The sequence below is a fragment of the Rhizobium hidalgonense genome (assembly GCF_002914525.1).
Lineage (GTDB): Bacteria > Pseudomonadota > Alphaproteobacteria > Rhizobiales > Rhizobiaceae > Rhizobium > Rhizobium hidalgonense.
In genome coordinates, this window is sequence record NZ_LODW01000051.1 from 34,035 (window position 1) to 54,460 (window position 20,426).

Here is a 20,426-nt window from a genome sequence, read left to right on the forward strand (position 1 = left end):
ATCGGTAAATCGTCAATAAATTTTCAGTTCAACAGGAGGCCGGACGATGGGCAGTCAGTGGGATTTCTGGGTCGATCGCGGCGGCACCTTCACCGATATCGTCGCACGCCGTCCTGATGGTTCGCTCATCGCGCACAAGCTGCTTTCTGAAAATCCGGAGGCCTATCGCGACCCGGCCGTCCAGGGCATCCGTGAACTGCTTGGGCTCGAGCCGGGCAAGCCGATTCCTCCCGACCTCATCGGTGCGGTGAAGATGGGAACGACGGTCGCCACCAATGCGCTTCTCGAACGCAAGGGTGATCCGACTCTGCTGGTGACGACGAAGGGGTTCCGCGATGCGCTGGAGATTGGCTACCAGGCCCGCGCCGATATTTTCGCCAAGAAGATCGTCAAACCGGAACTGCTCTATGCCGACGTCATCGAGGCCGACGAGCGCGTGCTGGCAGACGGAACGGTGGAACGTGTGCTCGACGAGCATGGCCTGCGCCAAGCGCTGGAAGCTGCCAATGCCAGGGGCTTGCGCGCCGTCGCCATCGTCTTCATGCATGCCTATCGCTATCCCGAGCACGAACAGCGGGCCGCCGCCATCGCGCGCGCGATCGGCTTCACGCAGATTTCGCCGTCGCACGCCGTTTCTCCGCTGATCAAGCTCGTCGGCCGCGGCGACACCGCCGTCGTCGATGCCTATCTGTCTCCGGTTCTCCGGCGCTATGTCGACCAGGTCGCCACCGAACTCGGTGCGGTCGAGGGAAAAGGCCCGAAGCTGATGTTCATGCAGTCCTCCGGCGGACTGACCGATGCGCATCTCTTCCAGGGCAAGGACGCGATTCTGTCGGGTCCCGCAGGCGGTGTGGTCGGCGCGGTCGAGGTGTCGCGCATCGCCGGCTTTGGCCAGATGATCGGCTTCGACATGGGCGGCACCTCGACCGACGTTTCGCATTACGACGGCGAACTGGAACGCGCCTTCGAGACGGAGGTCGCCGGCGTACGGATGCGCGCGCCGATGATGAAGATCCACACCGTCGCTGCCGGCGGCGGTTCGATCCTCAGCTATGACGGCTCACGCTTCCGCGTCGGCCCGGAATCGGCCGGCGCCACGCCCGGCCCGAAATCCTATCGTCGCGGCGGCCCGCTCACCGTTACCGACGCCAACATCATGACCGGCAAGCTGCTGCCGGAATTCTTTCCGGCAATCTTCGGCCCGGGACAGGACCAGCCGCTCGATGCCGAGGCGGTGCGCACCGCTTTTGCCGAGATGGCGCAGACGATAGGCGGCGGCCGGACGGCGGAAGACGCCGCCGACGGCTTCCTCGCCATCGCCGTCGAGAACATGGCCAATGCCATCAAGAAGATCTCGGTCCAGCGCGGTTATGATGTTTCCGGCTACGCACTCACCTGCTTCGGCGGCGCCGGCGGCCAGCATGCCTGTCTCGTCGCCGACAGCCTCGGCATGAAAACGGTGCTGCTCCACCCCTTCTCCGGCATCCTTTCGGCCTATGGCATGGGGCTTGCCGATATTCGCGCCACGCGCCAGCGCGCGGTGCTGACGGAACTCGCCGCGGCACTGACGACGATCGGCGACATCAAATCCGAGCTTGAGGCGGAGGTGCACCGGGAACTGACGCTTCAAGGTGTCGAGAGCGGCGAGATGGAGCTCATCACCCGCCTGCACCTGCAATATAAGGGCACAGACACGGCGCTGCCCGTCGCCTTCGGGCCGCAGCAAGAGATGGTGCAAGCCTTCGCCGCCGCCCACAAGAAGCAGTTCGGCTTCATCTTCGAAGACCGCCCTGTTGTCGTCGATTCTATCGAGGTCGAAGGCATCGGCGGCGGCGCCGACATCGAAGAGGCGGACATGGAGGCGACAAGCTTCGAGCCGGAAGCACTCCGTTCGACGCGCTTCTATTCCGGCGGAACATGGCGCGAGGCCGGCATTTTCAGGCGTGAGACGCTGAAACCGGGCGCCGTCCTCAACGGGCCTGCCCTCATCATCGAAGCGCATCAGACGATTGTCGTCGAAGCCGGCTGGCAGGTGCGGCTCACCGGCCACGATCATATCGTCCTCACCCGCGAGATCCCGCCTGCCCGCAATGCCGCGATCGGCACCAGCGCCGACCCGGTGATGCTCGAAGTCTTCAACAACCTGTTCATGGCGATCGCCGAGCAGATGGGCGTGACGCTGCAGAACACCGCCCATTCGGTCAATATCAAGGAGCGACTCGATTTCTCCTGCGCCGTCTTCGACCGCACCGGCGCGCTCGTCGCCAATGCGCCGCATATGCCGGTGCATCTCGGCTCCATGGACCGTTCGGTCGAAACCATCATCCGTCTCAATGAAGGCCGCATCCGCCCGGGCGATGTCTTCGCGCTCAACGCGCCCTATAATGGCGGCACGCATCTGCCCGACATCACCGTCGTCACACCGGTTTTCGACGATGCGGGAGAGGTGATCCTGTTTTACGTCGCCTCGCGCGGCCATCATGCCGATATCGGCGGCAAGGCGCCGGGCTCGATGACGCCGCGGGCAACGAAGGTCGACGAGGAAGGGGTGCTGATCGACAATTTCCGGCTGGTCGACAAGGGCCGCTTCCGCGAGGCCGAATTCGCCGCGATGCTGCGGGACCATCCCTACCCCGCCCGCAATCCGGCCCAGAACCTCGCCGACGTGAAGGCGCAGATCGCCGCCAATGAAAAGGGCGTGCAGGAATTGCGCAAGATGGTCGCCCATTTCGGCCTCGATGTCGTCGAAGCCTATATGGGCCATGTGCAGGACAATGCCGAGGAAAGTGTTCGCCGGGTGATCGCCCGCCTCAGCGACAGCGAATTCACCTATCCCACCGATCAGGGCGCCGTCATCAAGGTGAAGATCACCGTCGACAGGCAAGCGCGCGAGGCGACGGTCGATTTCACCGGCACGAGCGCGCAGCAGCCGACCAATTTCAATGCGCCGGAACCAGTGACGCGCGCCGCCGTCCTCTATGTCTTCCGCGTCATGGTCGAACAGCCGATCCCGATGAATGCCGGCTGCCTGCGGCCAATCCGAATCATCGTGCCGGACGGTTCGATGCTGCGCCCGGCCTATCCGGCTGCCGTCGTCGCCGGGAATGTCGAGACCAGCCAGCATGTGACGAATGCGCTGTTCGGAGCGCTCGGAACGCTGGCGGCGGCCCAGGGTTCGATGAACAACCTGACCTTCGGCAATGCCACCTATCAATATTACGAGACGATCTGCGCCGGCGGCCCTGCCGGCCTGCTCAACGACGGCACCGGCTTCAACGGCGCCGATGGCGTGCACAGCCACATGACTAATTCGCGGCTGACCGATCCCGAAGTCCTGGAATTCCGCTTTCCCGTCGTGCTCGAAGATTTCCATATCCGCCGCGGCTCCGGCGGCAGGGGACAATATCATTCCGGCGGCGGCACCGAGCGCACCATCCGCTTCCTGGAAACGATGGATTGCAGCATCCTCTCCTCGCATCGCACGATCCGGCCTTTCGGCCTCTACGGCGGGGAAGACGGGCAATTGGGGAAAACCGATATCCGCCGCGGCGACGGCACGGTCGAAAGGCTGGATGGCTGCGACCAGGCAATGCTCGCCGCCGGCGACGCCGTGATCGTCACGACGCCGACCGGCGGTGGCTACGGCAAACCGGACTGAAGCGCGTTACGTCAGACTTCATCGACGCGCTTCAGTTCCTTCCTTTTTCTTGCATGTGCTTTTCCCGAAACCGCCAATTCCGGGCGACATGCATCAAAGGATCGGCTTGCCGCCGGTGACCGCGATTGTCGCGCCGGAGACATAGCTCGACAAGGGATCGGCCAGCATCACATAGGCGGTTGCAAGCTCGGCCGGCTGGCCCGGCCGCTTCATCGGCACCTGCTTGCCGAAATTGCTGACGCTGTCTTCAGGAAGGGTCGACGGAATGAGCGGTGTCCAGATCGGTCCCGGCGCCACCGCATTGGCGCGAATGCCTTTTTCCGCCAGAAGCTGGGCCAGGCCGGCGGTGAAATTCTGGATTGCGCCCTTGGTCGTCGCATAGGCAAGCAGCGTCGGGTTCGGATTGTCCGAATTGATCGAGGCGGTGTTGATGATTGAACTGCCGGGTTTCATGTGGGCGACGGCTGCCTTGGTCAGGTAGAACATCGCATGGATGTTGACCTTGAAGGTCAGTTCCCACTCCTCGTCGCTGATTTCGTCAATGCTTTTGAAGCTTGCCTGATGGGCGGCATTGTTGACGAGAATGTCGATGCCGCCGAGTTCCTTGACCGCCGTCTCGACGATCTGCCGGCACAGAGCCGGATCCTGGATATCGCCGCTGACGAGGACCGCCTTGCGCCCGGCCTGCTCGACAAGCCGCTTCGTCTCGTCGGCATCCTCATCCTCGTCAAGATAGGAAATTACAATATCGGCGCCTTCCCGGGCATAGGCGATCGCCACCGCCCGGCCGATGCCGCTATCGCCGCCGGTAATGATCGCCCGCTTGCCTTTCAACCGGTCGGAACCGCGATAACTCTCCTCGCCATGATCGGGGACGGGATCCATCTGCGCGGTAAAACCGGGCATCGGCTGTTTCTGAGACGGAAAAGGGGGCGTCGGATATTTCGTCATCTTGTCCTCCTGGGTTGAGGAGCAAACTCGGGCTACGGCCTGTTGTTCCGGCGGCATTGCAGTAAACCCATTTTCCGATTAAAATGACCAAAAAATTGGTCATCAGGACGTGTTATGGCAAGTGTCAACCTCGCGGATGCCAAGGCCCATCTCAGCGAATTGCTCAATCGTGTTGAAGCCGGCGAGACCGTCGAGATATTGCGGCACGGCAAACCGGTAGCGCAACTCGTTCCCGTGAAGGCGCCGAAAAAACCGATCGATGTCGAGCGGCTAAGAAGCTTGACGGCCTCGATGAAGCCGCCCGCCGAACCGGTCGATTCCGCAACTTTCGTCCGCAATATGCGCGACACCGATCGTTATTGATGTTTTACCTCGACACATCAGTTCTCATCGCTGCCTGGACGATCGAAAGCCGCACGGAGGACGCGCAAAAATGGCTGGCGGAGTTTGCCGCCGAAGAGATGGCCGTCAGCGGCTGGACGATCACCGAATTTTCAAGTGCCATCGCGCTCAAAACACGAAACGAACAGATCGATCCCGCCGATCGCGGCAAGGCGTTGGCCATGTTCAAGGAACTGTGCTCGACGACCTTCGTGCTTCTGCCGATTTCGCGTGCGCATTTCATGGATGCGGCCCGCATGACCGATCAGTTCGAGATTGGTTTTCGCGCCGGCGATGCTCTTCACCTTGCTATCGCGATCAGCAGCGACGCCACGCTTATCACGCTGGATAAGGGGCTGGCGAAAGCCTGCGGCATCGTCGGAGCGCGTCACCGGTTGTTATGAAGCCGAAGGTATCGTGACGAATGGATGCCGGCAATCACATAGCCCCAGATTCCGCCGCTGCCGCATCCGCCCAACGATCAACCTACAAAATATTGCGATTTGCCACGGCGACCGCTATGCCATAGTAATGTAACACAATCGCAGTTTTCATGAGGTGCGTGGAATTGGACGGAAAGACATCACCCGCAGTTTACACCGAAGATGAGGCCCATGCCGACGAAGCCGCCGGCAAGGGTGCGCGCCGTGCGCGCGTCAGCGGCATCGACCGCGCGCTCCAGGTGATCGATCACCTTTATGAGACCGGCTCGCCGGCCGGTGTCTATGCTATCGCCAAGGCGGTGAAGGCGCCGTTGTCGACCGTTTACGTCATCGTCGACGATCTGGTCGAAAAGAACATGCTGACGCGCCAGGCTGATGGTTCGATCTGGCTCGGCGCCCGGCTCTATCATTACGGCCTCGCCTATGCCCGGTCGCTGGATTTCATGAGCATCGCCACCCACGAAATGCACGATCTCTGTCGCCAGGCCGGCGAAACCGTGCAGGTCTGCGGCCGCGACGGCGATTACATGCTGGTGCTTGCCATGGCCGACGGCCCGAGCCACTTCCAGGTGGCATCCCGCGTCGGCACCCGGGTGCCGCTGAACTGGACGGCGTCGGGGCGCCTGCTCGTCGGCCACCTGGCCGAGGACGAGCGCATCGAACTGTTCAAACGCTGCGCCCGCTCGTCACCGACCGGCCGCGCCGAGATCGATCCGGGCACGCTGTCGGAATCGGCCGGCAAGGCGTTTGAGGCACGTCTGTCGATCCAGGCGGGAGAATCGGATTATGCGGTTGCCTGCATCGCCTCGCCGATCTGCGACCGCGACGGCCAGTGCGTCGCCACCATTTCCATCGTGCTGCCTGAACAGAAGGCTTTTTCCGACGAGAACCACTATACGGCGCATGTGCGCAGTTCGGCGGAGCGGATCGAAAAGCTGATGGGCTGGCGCAACCGCTGAGCGCCCAACGGCTGAGCCAAACGCTGCACCCTACCTGTAGGAATAGCCGTGGCTGTGGCGCACGAGCTTGCGCGCCCGCGGCACATAGCGGCTGGCGGCGAAGGCATCGGCGCCGATCACCGCATAGCGCGGCTCGAACAGCTTCGTGAGGACCGAGACGTCGCCGTTAGAATCCGTCGCCTCGAGCTCGGAATCGACGAGGTCGAAAATCGTGAATTCGGCCTGTGCGCCGATCGAAAGCCGGTTTTCCATCGACAACTTGATGACGGATGCCGGCGCATGGGTGACGGCTTCCACCACCTTGTCGAAGGGCATGCCGACGCTGAGCAGCTTCGACATCGTCGTCGCCAGGTCCCAGACCGGGAAGTTCATCGAATGGCCGTGCAGGTCGGTCGAAATCGAGAACGGCAGCAGCCCGCGCGCAATCGCCGCTTCGGCGACCTTGAAGGAGAAGGAGGCGCCGCCATGGCCGATGTCGAGACGGATACCCTCGGAGGCGCAGCGCTCGGCGAGAGAGAAGAGATCCTCGTCCTCCATGATGCTCGACCCCGCCTTGCCGTTGAAGCAATGGGTGACGACGTCGCCGGGGCCGAGAATCTCCAGTACTTCGTCATAGAGTGCCGGCGGCTCGCCGACATGCACCATCATCGGCACTTTCAGGATCTTGGCGATCTTCTTGCCGAGCTTGACGGGGGTGACGCCCCAGGAGCCGGTGATGACATGGCTGGCGCGCACCTTGATGCCGACGATATGGTCGCTGTTTTCGGCATAGACTTCGAGGATACGGTCAAGATCGATATCTCTGATATCCCTGAGTTCGGCGACGCGGTTGCAGGCGACGAGGCCGATCGAGCCGAGGTTCAGGAAGGCCTTGATGCGCTCGCGCGAAGGCTCGATGATATATTCGCGGAAACCGTGGAAATTCGCTTCGCCGGCCGATCCGGCATCGACCAGCGTGGTCACGCCGCGCTCGACGCCGCATTCGGACGGGCGGATGGAAATATCGGTACCGCCATGCCAGATATGCACATGCAGGTCGACCCAGCCGGGCGAGACGAAGGCGCCCTTGCCGGCGATGCGCGTCACATCCTGCGAGATGTCCAGCGACGGACCGATCTCCGCAATCCGGCCGTCGCCATCGACGAGAATGTCGACCGCCCCGGCCGGCGCGCCGGCGCCGAAAGCCATGGGTCTGACATTGGTGAGCAGGAGCGGTTTCTTCGCCGGGTCGCCGAACATGGTATGCATTCCTTTCGAAGTCTGGATCGTCCCGCGCCGGCGGCGATCCCTCTGCTGGTCATTATGGAAGGACGGACGGAAAGCGCATCGCATTCCGATAATTCCATAATTATGATATATAAATCTTTATAATAGAATATCGGTAGCAATGTCCCTGTCAAGGAAAATGACACTGCAGTTCCTGTCGCAAAACGCCGGCAGACGAGCCCTTTTCACAGCGCCCCAAATTTCGAATAGCCAACCAAACTCTGTTTGTTTTCAGTTGGAAAGAACTGAATACTCAACCTTTTCGAGATGGTCCGGATCGGCAAAGGCGTCGATCGCGACGATCACGCCGTCGGCAATGGTGAGAGCCACGAGGACGCGAACCTCGCCATCGATGCGGACGACGAATCCGACATCGCCGTCGACGATGGCGGCTTCCGCCGCCTGGGCCCGGCCCTTGAATAGCTCGGCGACAGCTGGAGCGCCGCGCACTTCGCCGACGGCTCCGAACCGGGCCGCCGTCGCGTCCGGCCGGAAGGCGACATCGGGGGCGAGCACGGCAATCAGCGCCGCCAGATCGCCCTTGCGCGATGCGGCAAGAAAGGCCTCGGCGATCGTTCGTTTGCGGCCGAGGTCGACGGCCGTCGTCTCATCGATGCCCTGCACCCGGCGGCGGGCGCGGCTTGCAAGCTGCCTCGTGGCGGCAGAAGAACGACCGATAATCGAGGCGATCTCATCGAAGGGCAGATCGAACATGTCGTGCAGCACGAAGGCGACACGTTCGGCCGGCGCCAGCGTCTGCAGCACGACCAGCAACGCCAGGCCGACCGATTCGGCGAAGGCGGCAGCGCGCTCCGGATCGTTTGCCGGATCGGCGATCACAGCATGGATTGGCATCTCCAGCGGCTCCTCGCGCCGGGTCTTGCGGGTTCGCAGCATATCAAGGCAAATGCGCGCCACCACGGTCGTCAACCAGCCGCCGAGATTGCCGACATCGCTGGTGTCGGTCCGGTTCAGCCGCAGCCAAGCCTCCTGAACGGCATCATCCGCTTCACTGCGCGAGCCGAGCATACGATAGGCAGCCGCCTTCAGATGCGCCCTGTTTGCCTCAAATTCAGCGGCCAGCCATTTTTTCTCGTCCATCCGTCACATTCCTCCGCTGCGTTCCGTCAAGACCATGACGAACGAAACCCGGCCGATGTGACACCGCCGGCGGATCGTCAAACAGTAAACCCATGAAGGAGACATACCATGCAGGAAAAAATGGTCATGCAGGAGAGAATGGGAAATCCCGCCCTCGTGCTTCCCGAGGCGATGCAGGCGCTGGCTGCCCTCAGCAAGGTCCCCACCGAGACCGGCCTTTCGCCAAAGCTGCTCGAACTCGTCAATTTGCGCGCCAGCCAAATCAACGGCTGCAGCGTCTGTGTCGACGGTCATCCCCGCATCGCCAAGAAGCTCGGCGAGACCGACGAACGGCTCTTTGCCGTCGGCGCCTGGCGCGATTCGCCCTATTTCAGCGATGCCGAACGGGCGGCGCTTGCGCTGACCGAGGCAGTGACCCGCGTCAGCGACCGCGCCGACCCCGTGCCCGATGAGATCTGGGACGAGGCGACCCGGCACTATGACGGCAGGAGCCTTGCCGCCCTCGTCATTGCCATCGCCAATATCAATGTCTGGAACCGGCTGAACATCGCCACCCGGCAGATCGCCGGCGCCTGGAAGCCGTAAATGGCGATTGCCGGCAGCGCGTCACCCCAGCGCTGCCGGCAGTCATATCTATTCAGTTCAGAAGCTCAGATGATCCCGCCGCCGCCGGCAGCCGAAGCCGGACGTTCGGCCGCCACCTTGTTGCGGTAGCCGCTGGCGCGGTAGGCGGCGATCGGGTCGATCGCACCGCCGGCCCTGCGCCGAGCTTCGGCCAGGATCGGCTCGACATCGGCGCGGTAGGCGCGCTTCAGCGTTTCCGACGCCATTAGCGCGTCGTTGTCCTGCTGATAGCCTTCGAGCGCCTTGCGGTCGACGATGAGCGCCTGCGCATAGGCGCGGCGGATTTCGTTGGCGCTGTTGATCAGGCTTTCGATCGGATCGGTGACATTGTGCGACTGGTCGATCATATGGGCCGGGTTGAAGTCGTTGACGCCGCGCTGCTCGGCATCGACCAGCTCGTTGAACACCAGGAACAGCCGGTAGGGATCGATCGCGCCGGCATCGAGATCGTCATCGCCATATTTCGAATCGTTGAAGTGGAAGCCGCCGAGCTTGCCGAACTGGATCAGGCGGGCGACGATCATCTCGATATTGGTGTTCGGCGCATGGTGGCCGAGATCGACGAGGCAGTGGGCCTTGGGGCCGAGCGTCTGGGCGATAAGGTAGTTGGTGCCCCAATCCTGAACGATCGTCGAATAGAAGGCCGGCTCGTACATCTTGTGCTCGGAGAACAGCTTCCAGTCGTCGGGCAGCGCCTTGTAAATGTCCGCCATCGAGGCGAGGTAACGCTCGAATGCCCTGGTGAAATTGCTCTGGCCGGGGAAATTCGAGCCGTCGCCGATCCAGACGGTGAGGGCCTTCGAGCCGATCGCCTTGCCGATCTCGATGCATTCGAGATTGTGTTCGACCGCCTGGGCGCGTGTTGCCGCGTCGGTATGGCTGAGCGAGCCGTATTTGTAGGAATGCGCTTGTCCCGGCGCGTCGGAAAAGGTGTTGGAATTCATCGCGTCGAAGCCGAGGCCGAGCGCATCGCCCTTGGCCTTCAATTCCTTGGAATCCGTTTTGTCCCAGGGAATATGCAGCGAAACATTCGGCGTCGCCTGCGTCAGCTGGTTGATGACGGCGCAATCGTCGAGCTTGTCGAAGATGCCGCGCGGCTCACCGGTGCCAGGGAAACGGGCAAAGCGCGTGCCGCCGGTGCCGACGCCCCAGGAGGGAACGGCGACGAAGAATTCGGCGACCCTGCGGGTGATTGCTTCGATATCGACGCCGCGACGGTCAAGGGTGGCGCCCAGCGCCTCGTAATCGGCTTTCAGTGCGGTCGCCCGCTTGTTGTTTTCGCTCGCGACCAGATCCTGCGCGATCCTGAACTCGGCCATGTCTTCCTCCCGGTTCTGCAATTTCTACATTGGAACTGCCGTGGGGCCGCCCCTCATCCGCCTGCCGGCACCTTCTCCCCATTCACGGGGGAGAAGGGAATATGCCGCTCCGGCTCAGTCCCACTCCAACATTTCGTTGGGCAAGTCCCCTCTCGCCATCTAACGTGGAAGGGTGAGGGCAGACGAATCCGCCCCGGTCAAAAAATTACCGCGTAAAGCTCTGCACGTTGCCGGCGTCGACGTTGATGATGTTGCCGGTCGATTTGGCCGAAAGGTCCGATGCGAGGAAGTAGATCGCCTCGGCGATATCCTCCGGAAACACATTGAGTTTCAGCATCGAACGCTTGCGGTAATGTTCCTCGAGATCATCCACCTCGATCTTCGAGGAGGCGGCGCGCTGCTCGCGCCATTCGCCGCTCCAGATTTTCGAACCGCGCAGCACCGCATCGGGGTTGACGGTGTTGACCCGGATGCCGGCATCCGCGCCTTCCAGCGCCAAGCAGCGGGCGAGATGGATTTCGGCGGCCTTTGCCGTGCAATAGGCCGACGCATTCGGCGAAGCGGCAAGGCCGTTCTTCGAGGCGACGAAGACGATGTTGCCGCCGAGAGCCTGGCGGCGGAACAGACGGAAGGCTTCGCGCGAAACCAGGAAATAGCCTGTCGCCAGAATATCGATATTGCGGTTCCAGGTCGAAAGCTCGGTTGCTTCGATCGGCGCGGAGGAGGCAATGCCGGCATTCGAGACGAGGATATCGACGCCGCCGAATTCGACCGAGGCTTCCGTGAAGGAGGCGATCACCGCATCTTCCTTGGTGACGTCGAGCCGGACGCTGCGCACGGCGTCAGTGCCGTATTTCTTGACGAAATCGGCTTCGGTGGCCTCAAGTGCCGCCTGGTCGATATCGGCAAGCACCACGCAGGCGCCCTCGCCGACGAGGCGGGCAGCCGTCGCCCGGCCAATGCCGCCGGCGCCGCCGGTAACGAAGGCGACGCGGCCGGCAAGGCTCTTCGGCTTCGGCATGCGCTGGAGCTTGGCCTCTTCGAGCAGCCAGTATTCGATATCGAAGGCTTCCTGCTCCGGCAGGCCCTGATATTCCGAGACCGTCGAGGCGCCGCGCATGACGTTGATGGCGTTGACGTAGAATTCGCTGGCGATGCGGGCGGTTGCCTTGTCGCGGGCAAAGGACAGCATGCCGACGCCGGGAACGAGGAAGATGACGGGATTGGCGTCGCGCATGGCGGGCGAATTGTCATGCTTGCAGTCGTTGTAATAGCGGGCGTAATCGGCGCGGTAATCCTCCAGCGCCTGGTCGAGAGCGGCGACGATCGCGTCGACATCCGGCTTGGCCGGGTCGAAATCGACGATCAGCGGGCGGATCTTGGTGCGCAGGAAATGATCCGGGCAGCTGGTGCCGAGCGCGCCGAGCGGGCGCAGATCCTTGGAATTGACGAATTCGAGCACGGCGTCCTGATCGTCGAAATGGCCGAGCTTGCGCTCCTGCTTGCCGATACGGCCGCGGATCTCCGGCATCAGCCGGGCAGCGATGGCGCGGCGCTCGGTAACGGGTAGGCTCTGGGTCAGCGCACCACCGAAAATCGTCTTGCCTTCGGTCTTTTCCGCAAACCAGACAATCGCCTTGTTGATGATGTCGAGCGTCAACTCGTAGCAGGCCTTGGCGTCGTTTGCCCAGGTGAAGAGACCATGGCTTTCGAGCACGACGCCCTTGGCGCTCGGGTTCGCCTTGACGAAGGCTTCGAGATCGAGGCCGAGCTGGAAGCCTGGACGGCGCCAGGGCAGCCAACCGATCTCGTTACCGAAGATCTGCTGCGTCAGCTCCCTAGAGTTTTTCGAGGCGGCGATCGCGATGATCGCGTCGGGATGCATATGATCGACATGGGTGAACGGCACGAAACCGTGCAGCGGCGTGTCGATCGAGGCAGCGCGGCCATTCAGGTTGAAGGTGCAGTGCGGCAGGAAACCGACCATGCGGTCCTCGTCCTCGACACCCCTGTAGATGCCTTTCAGCGATTCCAGCTTGTCCTGGTAGAGTGTGGCGAAACCGTCGAGCTTGATGGTGCCGACGTCGCCGCCCGAACCCTTGACCCAGAGCACCTTGACCTTGCCGCCATCAAGCGGATCGGTTTCCATCACCTTCGCCGAGGTGTTGCCGCCGCCGTAATTGGTGATGCGCTTGTCGGCGCCGAGCAGATTGGAGCGATAGAGCAGCTTGCCGGGCTCATCGAGGCCTGCCGCGTAACCATCATCCCACCGGTTTTCCAGAAGCCGGACGTTCGCCGCCATGTCATCCTCCCATATAGGCTTGCAAGGCGCAAACGATCAGCGCGCCCTTTCGCTGACGGTATCGCGCATCAAAACTACGCTTGTCAATCGAAAACGATCAAATTCGATTATTGTGCAGCGCAATATGAAATTTTATGATCGTTTGTGATTGACAGGCTTTAACGGATACGAAATAAATATGAGAAGAGGAGGAGCCCAATGCACGAACGCGAACGTCATCGTATTATCTTAAGCGCCGTCCAGGAAAAGTCCGTCGTCACGATCCAGGACATTGCCGAGTTGACGGAAGCTTCTGAAGCGACAATCAGGCGCGACATTGCGGCTCTTCATGTGCAGGGCAAGATCCGTCGCGTCCGCGGCGGCGCGGAGGCGGTGCATCCGCCGCAGCTCGGCAATCTCGCCGGCCGGCCTTTCCGGGTTTCAGAATCAGTCAACATCGATAAAAAGCGTGCAATTGCGCGCGCCGCCGTCGAACTTTGCGAGGCCGGCGACGCCATCATCATCAATGGCGGCACGACGACCTTCCAGATGGTGCATTATATGGCCGGCCACCGCCTGCAGGTAATGACCAACTCTTTTGCCATTGCCGAACATCTGGTGAAGCACTCGAAAAACACCGTGACGGTGCCGGGCGGCGCGATCTATCGCGAACAGAGCCTGATCCTGTCGCCTTTCGACAATGACGCGATCCGCAATTTTTATGCGCGGCGCATGTTCATCGGCGCGCAGGGCGTCGGGCCGCTCGGGATCATGGAGGCGGACGCCCTCATTATCCAGAGCGAGCAGAAGCTGATGCACCAGGCCGACGAACTCGTCGTCATGGCCGATTCAAGCAAATTCAATCGCCGGTCGAGCCTCATTCTCTGCGCGCTCGACCGCGTTTCTGCGATCATCACCGATGACGGGATTTCGGAAGAGGCAGCTCGCATGGTCGAGAATGCCGGCGTCCGGCTCATTGTCGCGAACCCGGTGGCGCAGCTTGCGAAGGAGGATTCCTCGTCGGTCGCATGAAGCGCCGCCGAGGTGTGGAAGTCTAAATCTTAATGGGAGGAAAGTGACATGAAATTCGCAAAGACACTTGCGCTCGGCGCAGCGCTAGCCGTCGCTATGATGGCCGGCACCGCCAGCGCCAAGGACATCAAGATCGGCCTCGTCGTGAAGTCGCTCGGCAACGGCTTCTTCGACGCCGCCAATAAGGGCGCCCAGGAAGCCGCCAAGGAACTCGGCGGCGTAGAAGTGATCTACACCGGTCCGACCTCGACGACGGCCGAAGGCCAGATCGAAGTGATCAACTCGCTGATCGCCCAGGGCGTCGATGCCATCGCCGTTTCGGCGAACGATCCCGACGCGCTCGTTCCGGCGCTGAAGAAGGCTGCCCAGCGCGGCATCAAGGTGATCTCCTGGGATTCCGGCGTCGCACCTGAAGGCCGCATCCTGCAGCTCAACCCATCTTCCAACGAGTTGATCGGCAAGATGTGCCTGACGCTCGTCAAGGACCACCTTGAAGGTGGCAAGGGTGACTTCGCCATCCTGTCGGCAACGACCACCTCGACCAACCAGAACATCTGGATCGACCAGATGAAAAAGCAGCTCAAGGATTTCGCCGGCCTCAACCTCGTCACCACAGTCTATGGCGACGACCTCTCCGACAAGTCCTATCGTGAAGCCGAAGGCCTCTTGAAGTCCAACCCGAACGTCAAGGTCATCGTCGCTCCGACGACGGTCGGCGTTCTCGCCGCTTCCAAGGTCGTCGAAGACAAGGGTCTCGTCGGCAAGGTCTACGTCACCGGTCTCGGGCTGCCGTCCGAAATGGCCGGCGCGATCAAGTCGGGCGCCACGAAGGAATTCGCCATCTGGAATCCGATCGATCTCGGCTATTCCGCCACCCAGATCGCCTATCACCTGGCAAAGGGTGATACCGACGGCAAGCCGGGCAGCGAAATCGAAGCAGGCCGCATGGGCAAGATCAAGATTGGCGACAATGGCGAAGCCGCCATGGCCGATCCCTTCGTCTACAACGCTTCCAACATCGACCAGTTCTCCAAGGTCTTCTGATCCGAAGCAGCTCTATAAAAGCCCGGCGGCCTGATAGCCGCCGGGATTTCTCATTCGACACTGGTATAAGCCGATGAACGCCGCCTTTCAACAATCCGTCACGGACAGCAAAACCGGCGATGCCCCCGCCATTCTGGAAATGCGCGGCATCTCGCAGATCTTTCCAGGCGTGAAAGCGCTCGACAATGTCAGCATCGCGCTTCACCCCGGCACGGTCACCGCGCTGATCGGCGAAAACGGCGCCGGCAAATCGACGCTCGTCAAGATCCTGACCGGCATCTACAGGCCGAACGAAGGCGAGATCCTGGTCGACGGCCGAACGGTGACCTTCTCCAGCGCCCAGGCGGCGATCGATGCCGGCGTCACCGCCATCCATCAGGAAACCGTGCTGTTCGACGAGTTGACGGTTGCCGAAAACATCTTCCTCGGCCATGCGCCGCGCACGCGCTTTCGCACCATCGACTGGCAGGTGATGAACAGCCGCTCGAAGACGCTGCTGACCGCGCTTGAAAGCAATATCGATCCGACGATCCGGCTGAAGGACCTCTCGATCGCGCAGCGCCACCTGGTGGCGATTGCCCGCGCTTTGTCGATCGAGGCCCGCATCGTCATCATGGACGAGCCGACGGCCGCCCTTTCCCGCAAGGAGATCGACGATCTCTTCCGCATCATCAAGGGCCTGAAGGAACAGGGCAAGGCGATCCTGTTCATCAGCCACAAGTTCGACGAGGTCTACGAGATCGCCGACGATTTCGTCGTCTTCCGCGACGGCCGCGCTATCGGTCAGGGCCGGCTCAAGGAAACGCCACAGGACGAAATCGTCCGCATGATGGTCGGCCGCGACGTCGAAAACGCCTTCCCGAAGATCGACGTGGCAATCGGCGCTCCGGTGCTCGACGTCGAAAAATACAGCCACCGCACCGAATTCCGCGATATTTCGCTGACCCTGCGCAAGGGCGAGATTCTCGGCATCTACGGCCTGATCGGCGCCGGACGGTCGGAACTCGCGCAGTCGCTCTTCGGCATCACCCGGCCGCTCTCCGGCAGGCTGACGCTCGAGGGTCGGGAAATTTCGATCCATGCGCCGCATGATGCGATCAAAGCCGGCATCGTCTATGTTCCCGAAGAGCGCGGCCGCCACGGCCTGGCGCTGCCGATGCCGATCTATCAGAACATGACGCTGCCATCGCTCGCACGCACCTCGCGCAAGGGCTTCCTGCAGGCGGCGGAAGAATTCGCGCTCGCCCGCAAATATGCCGAGCGGCTGGATCTGCGCGCCGCCGCCCTCTCCGTGCCGGTCGGCACGTTGTCGGGGGGCAATCAGCAGAAGGTCGTCATCGGCAAGTGGCTCGCCACCACGCCCAAGGTCATCATCCTCGATGAACCCACCAAGGGCATCGACATCGGCTCGAAGGCTGCCGTCCACGGCTTCATCAGCGAGCTTGCCGCAGAGGGCCTCTCGATCATCATGATCTCTTCCGAACTGCCCGAAATCATCGGCATGTCGGACCGGGTACTGGTGATGAAGGAAGGTCTGTCGGCCGGGCTCTTCGAGCGCGATCAGCTTTCACCGGAAGCGCTGGTGCGCGCGGCGACCGGAAATGCATGAGGTGATGGGCATGGCCAAACTGATCAGAAAACGCGAAACCCTGCTCTTTGCCATCATCGTGCTGATGATCGGCATCTTCTCGACGCGGGCCGCCGATTTCGCCACACCGGACAATCTCGCCGGTATCTTCAACGATACAGCGATCCTGATCATTCTGGCGCTTGCCCAGATGACGGTCATCCTGACGAAATCGATCGATCTCTCGGTTGCCGCCAATCTCGCCTTTACCGGCATGGCGATCGCGATGATGAATGCCGCCTTTCCCGGCCTGCCGCTGATCTTGCTGATCCTTGCCGCGGTCGTGATCGGTGCTGCGCTCGGCTCCATCAACGGCTTCCTCGTCTGGCGCCTCGAAATCCCGCCGATCGTCGTCACCCTAGGCACGCTTACCATCTATCGCGGCATGGCTTTTGTGCTCTCCGGCGGCGCCTGGGTGAACGCGCACCAGATGACACCGACCTTCCTCGCCGTCCCCCGCACGCCGATTCTCGGCCTGCCGGTGCTGGGCTGGGTTGCGATCATCATCGTCGCGCTGATGTACATGCTGCTGCGCTACAGCCAGTTCGGCCGCTCGGCCTATGCGACCGGCGGCAATCCGACGGCTGCCGTCTATGCCGGCATCGATACCGGCCGCACGAAGTTCCTGGCCTTCGTGCTTTCGGGGGCGCTTGCCGGCCTTTCCAGCTATCTCTGGGTGTCGCGTTATGCCGTCGCCTATGTCGATATCGCCAACGGCTTCGAACTCGACAGCGTCGCGGCCTGCGTTATCGGCGGCATCTCGATTGCCGGAGGCGTCGGCTCTGTCGCCGGCACCGTGCTCGGCGCGCTCTTCCTCGGCGTCATCAAGAACGCCCTGCCGGTCATCGGCATTTCGCCCTTCACGCAGATGGCGATCTCCGGAACCGTCATCATCCTTGCCGTCGTCTTCAACGCAAGGCGCGAGCGCAATCGAGGCCGCATCATCCTGCGTGACCGCGCAGCAGCGGAGGTCGCAGCATGAGCACCGTTTCTTCAACACCCGGAAAACGGGTCATTCCCGATCGGCTCGGCACACCTTTCAAGCGCGTCATTTCGAGCTGGGAAGTGCTGCTCTTCGGTGTCGCCGTCCTGATCTTCATCTTCAATTCCGTGGCCTCTCCCTATTTCCTCGATGCCTGGAACCTCTCGGACGCGACATTCAACTTCACCGAAAAGGCGATGATCGCCTTCGCCATGGCGCTGCTCGTCATCTCGGGCGAAATCGACCTCTCGGTCGCCGCGATCATCGCGCTTGCCTCGACGGCGATGGGGGCGGCGGCGCAGCTTGGCGTCGGCACGCCCGGACTGGTGCTGATCGGCATCGGCACCGGCCTTGCATGCGGCATCTTCAACGGCGTGCTGGTCTCGGTGCTGAAACTGCCGTCGATCGTCGTCACCATCGGCACGATGAGCCTATTCCGCGGCATTTCCTATATCGTGCTCGGCGACCAGGCTTACGGCAAGTATCCCGCCGACTTCGCCTATTTCGGTCAGGGTTATGTGTTCTGGGTGTTTTCCTTCGAATTCGTGCTGTTCATCGTACTGGCGGCCCTCTTCGCCATCCTGCTGCATGCGACGAATTTCGGCCGGCAGGTCTATGCGATCGGCAATAATGATTTTGCCGCCCGCTTCTCCGGTATCCCGGTCGAGCGCGTGAAATTCATTCTCTTCCTGCTGACCGGCGTCATGAGCGGCATTGCCGCCGTCTGCCTGACCTCGCGCCTCGGTTCGACCCGGCCGTCGATCGCCCAAGGCTGGGAGCTCGAAGTCGTCACCATGGTCGTGCTCGGCGGCATCTCGATCCTCGGCGGCTCCGGCAGGATCGGCGGCGTCGTCATCGCTGCCTTCGTCATGGGCCTCGTCACCTTCGGCCTCGGCCTGTTGAACGTGCCCGGCATCGTCATGTCGATTTTCATCGGCCTGCTCCTGATTATCACTATTGCGATCCCGATCATTGCCCGCCGCATCAAGCTCATGAGCTCCCGATGACCCTGGAAAAACACGCCTTCAAGATGCAGCTCAACCCCGGCATGGAAGCCGAATACCGCAAGCGGCATGACGAGATCTGGCCGGAACTGGTCGATCTCCTGCACCAATCGGGCGCCAGCGACTATTCCATCCATCTCGACCGCGAGACCAACACGCTCTTCGGCGTGCTGACGCGGCCGGCCGACCACACGATGGCAAGCCTGCCGGAGCATCCAGTCATGAAGAAATGGTGGGCTCATATGGCCGATATCATGGCAAGCAATCCGGATAACTCGCCCGCTCAGAGCGACCTCGTCACCCTCTTCCATATGCCATGAGCACCCTCTCCTATCGCCGCATCGCCGTTCTCGACATCGGCAAGACCAATGCCAAGGTCGTCGTCCTCGACAGCGAAACCGGCACCGAGATCGCCGTGCTGAAACGGCCGAACATCACGATCAAAACTGGCCCCTATCCGCACTACGACATAGAGGCCCTGTGGTCCTTCGCACTCGACGCGCTGAAGCGCCTTGCGCGAGAACCCGGCTTCGATGCCATTTCGATCACCACCCATGGCGCGGCGGCCGCGCTGCTCGACCGGGACGGTGCGCTCGCCATGCCCGTGATCGACTACGAGCATGAATATCCGCAGGCGATCCGCGATGCCTATACCGCCTTGCGCCCCTCCTTCGACGAAACCTTCTCGCCGCGCCTTGCGATGGGCCTCAATGTCGGCGCGCAACTGCATTACCAGAAGAGTGCTTTGCCGGCAGACTTCGCTGAGGTCGCCACCATCCTCACCTATGCGCAATATTGGGCGGCGCGGCTGACCGGCGTCTCCGCCAACGAACTGACTTCCCTCGGCTGCCACACCGACCTCTGGAATCCGAAAACATCAGACTATTCCTCCCTCGTCGACCGGCTCGGCATCCGCGATCTGATGGCGCCGATCCGCTCCGCCTTCGATGCGCTCGGCCCTGTCCTGCCCGAGATCGCCGACGAAATCGGCATTTCCGTCCCGGTCTATTGCGGCATCCACGATTCCAATGCCTCGCTGCTGCCGCACCTCGTCCATCGGGAAGCCCCCTTCGCCGTCGTCTCGACAGGCACATGGGTCATCAGTTTCGGCGTCGGCGGCGATCTCGACCACCTCGATCCGAGCCGCGATGCACTCGCCAATGTCGACGCCTATGGCCGAGCCGTCCCCTCCTCGCGTTTCATGGGCGGGCGGGAATTCGAGATGCTTTCGGCCGAGATCGGCCCAGTGAACGACGACGCCGCCTGGGCGGCGATCGGTGCTGTGATCGGCAAGGGCATGATGCTGCTGCCCAATATCGCCCCCGCCTCCGGACCCTTCCCAGGAAAAATAGGCCGTTGGATCGGCGCGGAGGAAGTAAGCCGCGAGGCGCGTCATGCCGCCGCCTGCCTCTATCTGGCGCTGATGACCGACGCCTGCCTCGGGCTGATCGGCGCCAAGGGCCCCGTCGTCGTCGAAGGACCTTTTGCCCTCAACGAGACCTATCTGAAGCTGCTTGCGGCACTTGCCGGCCGCGAGGTTATGGCCCTTCCCGGCACAACCGGCACCAGCCAGGGCGCGGCGTTGCTCACCGGCATCCGGCCGGTCTCAGGTGCCGAGAGGCATTTTGCACCGGCCGATATCCCAGGACTGATCGCCTATCGCGACCGCTGGTACGCCGCGATGGAATAGGAGTCTTTCCAAGAACGGCCTTGTCCGTCCTTGGCTTGCGGTTAGTGTGTCACCTCGAAAATGA

The 20,426-nt window shown here is 62.0% G+C and carries 17 protein-coding genes; 12 read left to right on the forward strand and 5 right to left on the reverse strand.

The features are described from left to right. Positions 1-46: 46 nt before the first annotated feature. Positions 47-3,658, forward strand: coding sequence for a hydantoinase B/oxoprolinase family protein (locus ATY29_RS13655; RefSeq protein WP_097536658.1), 3,612 nt, complete (start codon positions 47-49; stop codon positions 3,656-3,658). Between the two features lie 93 nt (positions 3,659-3,751). Here ATY29_RS13655 and ATY29_RS13660 read toward each other — a convergent pair whose 3' ends face one another. Beyond that, positions 3,752-4,609 (reverse strand): SDR family oxidoreductase, encoded by an 858-nt coding sequence (locus ATY29_RS13660; protein WP_003563966.1) that lies wholly within the window; start codon positions 4,607-4,609, stop codon positions 3,752-3,754. 114 nt (positions 4,610-4,723) lie between these two features. Between ATY29_RS13660 and ATY29_RS13665 the strand changes: the two genes are divergently transcribed. The 3 genes from ATY29_RS13665 to ATY29_RS13675 all read left to right on the forward strand — a co-directional run bounded on the left by ATY29_RS13665 (position 4,724) and on the right by ATY29_RS13675 (position 6,392). Next, the gene (locus ATY29_RS13665) at positions 4,724-4,972 is read left to right on the forward strand and encodes a type II toxin-antitoxin system Phd/YefM family antitoxin (protein ID WP_097536659.1); all 249 of its coding nucleotides are present in this window, start codon (positions 4,724-4,726) and stop codon (positions 4,970-4,972) included. Continuing rightward, a complete protein-coding gene (locus ATY29_RS13670) occupies positions 4,972-5,394 on the forward strand; it encodes a type II toxin-antitoxin system VapC family toxin (protein WP_097536660.1) in 423 nt (140 codons plus the stop codon). The genes ATY29_RS13665 and ATY29_RS13670 overlap by 1 nt, the downstream gene beginning before the upstream one ends. Positions 5,395-5,543: 149 nt before the next feature. Next, a complete protein-coding gene (locus ATY29_RS13675) occupies positions 5,544-6,392 on the forward strand; it encodes an IclR family transcriptional regulator (RefSeq protein WP_037091210.1) in 849 nt (282 codons plus the stop codon). A 30-nt stretch (positions 6,393-6,422) separates the two neighbouring features. Here the strand turns inward: ATY29_RS13675 and ATY29_RS13680 are convergent, their stop codons facing one another. Together ATY29_RS13680 and ATY29_RS13685 are read right to left on the reverse strand one after the other, a co-directional pair. Then, the gene (locus ATY29_RS13680) at positions 6,423-7,631 is read right to left on the reverse strand and encodes an amidohydrolase/deacetylase family metallohydrolase (protein WP_097536701.1); all 1,209 of its coding nucleotides are present in this window, start codon (positions 7,629-7,631) and stop codon (positions 6,423-6,425) included. 258 nt (positions 7,632-7,889) lie between these two features. Then, on the reverse strand, positions 7,890-8,759 hold the full coding sequence (locus ATY29_RS13685; RefSeq protein WP_097536661.1) for a sigma-70 family RNA polymerase sigma factor: 870 nt from the start codon (positions 8,757-8,759) through the stop codon (positions 7,890-7,892). Positions 8,760-8,885: 126 nt separating this feature from the next. On the opposite strand from ATY29_RS13685, the gene ATY29_RS13690 reads away from it, so the two are divergent. Next, complete coding sequence (locus tag ATY29_RS13690; protein WP_097536702.1) at positions 8,886-9,344, forward strand: carboxymuconolactone decarboxylase family protein; 459 nt, start codon at positions 8,886-8,888, stop codon at positions 9,342-9,344. Between the two features lie 65 nt (positions 9,345-9,409). Here ATY29_RS13690 and rhaI read toward each other — a convergent pair whose 3' ends face one another. Continuing rightward, positions 9,410-10,702 carry an L-rhamnose catabolism isomerase gene (rhaI, locus tag ATY29_RS13695; protein WP_097536662.1) on the reverse strand — a complete coding sequence of 431 codons (1,293 nt, stop codon included), beginning with the start codon at positions 10,700-10,702 and terminating at the stop codon, positions 9,410-9,412. 205 nt (positions 10,703-10,907) lie between these two features. Further along, positions 10,908-13,004 (reverse strand): bifunctional rhamnulose-1-phosphate aldolase/short-chain dehydrogenase, encoded by a 2,097-nt coding sequence (locus tag ATY29_RS13700; RefSeq protein ID WP_097536663.1) that lies wholly within the window; start codon positions 13,002-13,004, stop codon positions 10,908-10,910. 198 nt (positions 13,005-13,202) lie between these two features. Between ATY29_RS13700 and ATY29_RS13705 the strand changes: the two genes are divergently transcribed. The 7 genes from ATY29_RS13705 to ATY29_RS13735 all read left to right on the forward strand — a co-directional run bounded on the left by ATY29_RS13705 (position 13,203) and on the right by ATY29_RS13735 (position 20,362). Beyond that, on the forward strand, positions 13,203-14,015 hold the full coding sequence (locus ATY29_RS13705) for a DeoR/GlpR family DNA-binding transcription regulator (RefSeq protein ID WP_003563982.1): 813 nt from the start codon (positions 13,203-13,205) through the stop codon (positions 14,013-14,015). Between the two features lie 48 nt (positions 14,016-14,063). After that, a complete protein-coding gene (gene rhaS / locus ATY29_RS13710; RefSeq protein WP_003563984.1) occupies positions 14,064-15,059 on the forward strand; it encodes a rhamnose ABC transporter substrate-binding protein in 996 nt (331 codons plus the stop codon). A gap of 73 nt (positions 15,060-15,132) precedes the next feature. Continuing rightward, positions 15,133-16,668: a sugar ABC transporter ATP-binding protein gene (locus ATY29_RS13715; RefSeq protein ID WP_097536664.1), complete on the forward strand. Its 1,536-nt coding sequence runs from the start codon at positions 15,133-15,135 to the stop codon at positions 16,666-16,668. 10 nt (positions 16,669-16,678) lie between these two features. Beyond that, complete coding sequence (locus tag ATY29_RS13720; protein ID WP_097536703.1) at positions 16,679-17,668, forward strand: ABC transporter permease; 990 nt, start codon at positions 16,679-16,681, stop codon at positions 17,666-17,668. Beyond that, positions 17,665-18,675 (forward strand): ABC transporter permease, encoded by a 1,011-nt coding sequence (locus ATY29_RS13725; RefSeq protein ID WP_003563988.1) that lies wholly within the window; start codon positions 17,665-17,667, stop codon positions 18,673-18,675. The genes ATY29_RS13720 and ATY29_RS13725 overlap by 4 nt, the downstream gene beginning before the upstream one ends. Beyond that, entirely contained in the window at positions 18,672-18,992 is a 321-nt protein-coding gene (rhaM, locus tag ATY29_RS13730) for an L-rhamnose mutarotase (protein WP_097536665.1), read from the forward strand. Before ATY29_RS13725 ends, rhaM begins: the two co-directional genes overlap by 4 nt. Further along, positions 18,989-20,362, forward strand: coding sequence for an FGGY-family carbohydrate kinase (locus ATY29_RS13735; protein ID WP_097536666.1), 1,374 nt, complete (start codon positions 18,989-18,991; stop codon positions 20,360-20,362). The genes rhaM and ATY29_RS13735 overlap by 4 nt, the downstream gene beginning before the upstream one ends. Positions 20,363-20,426: the final 64 nt, after the last annotated feature.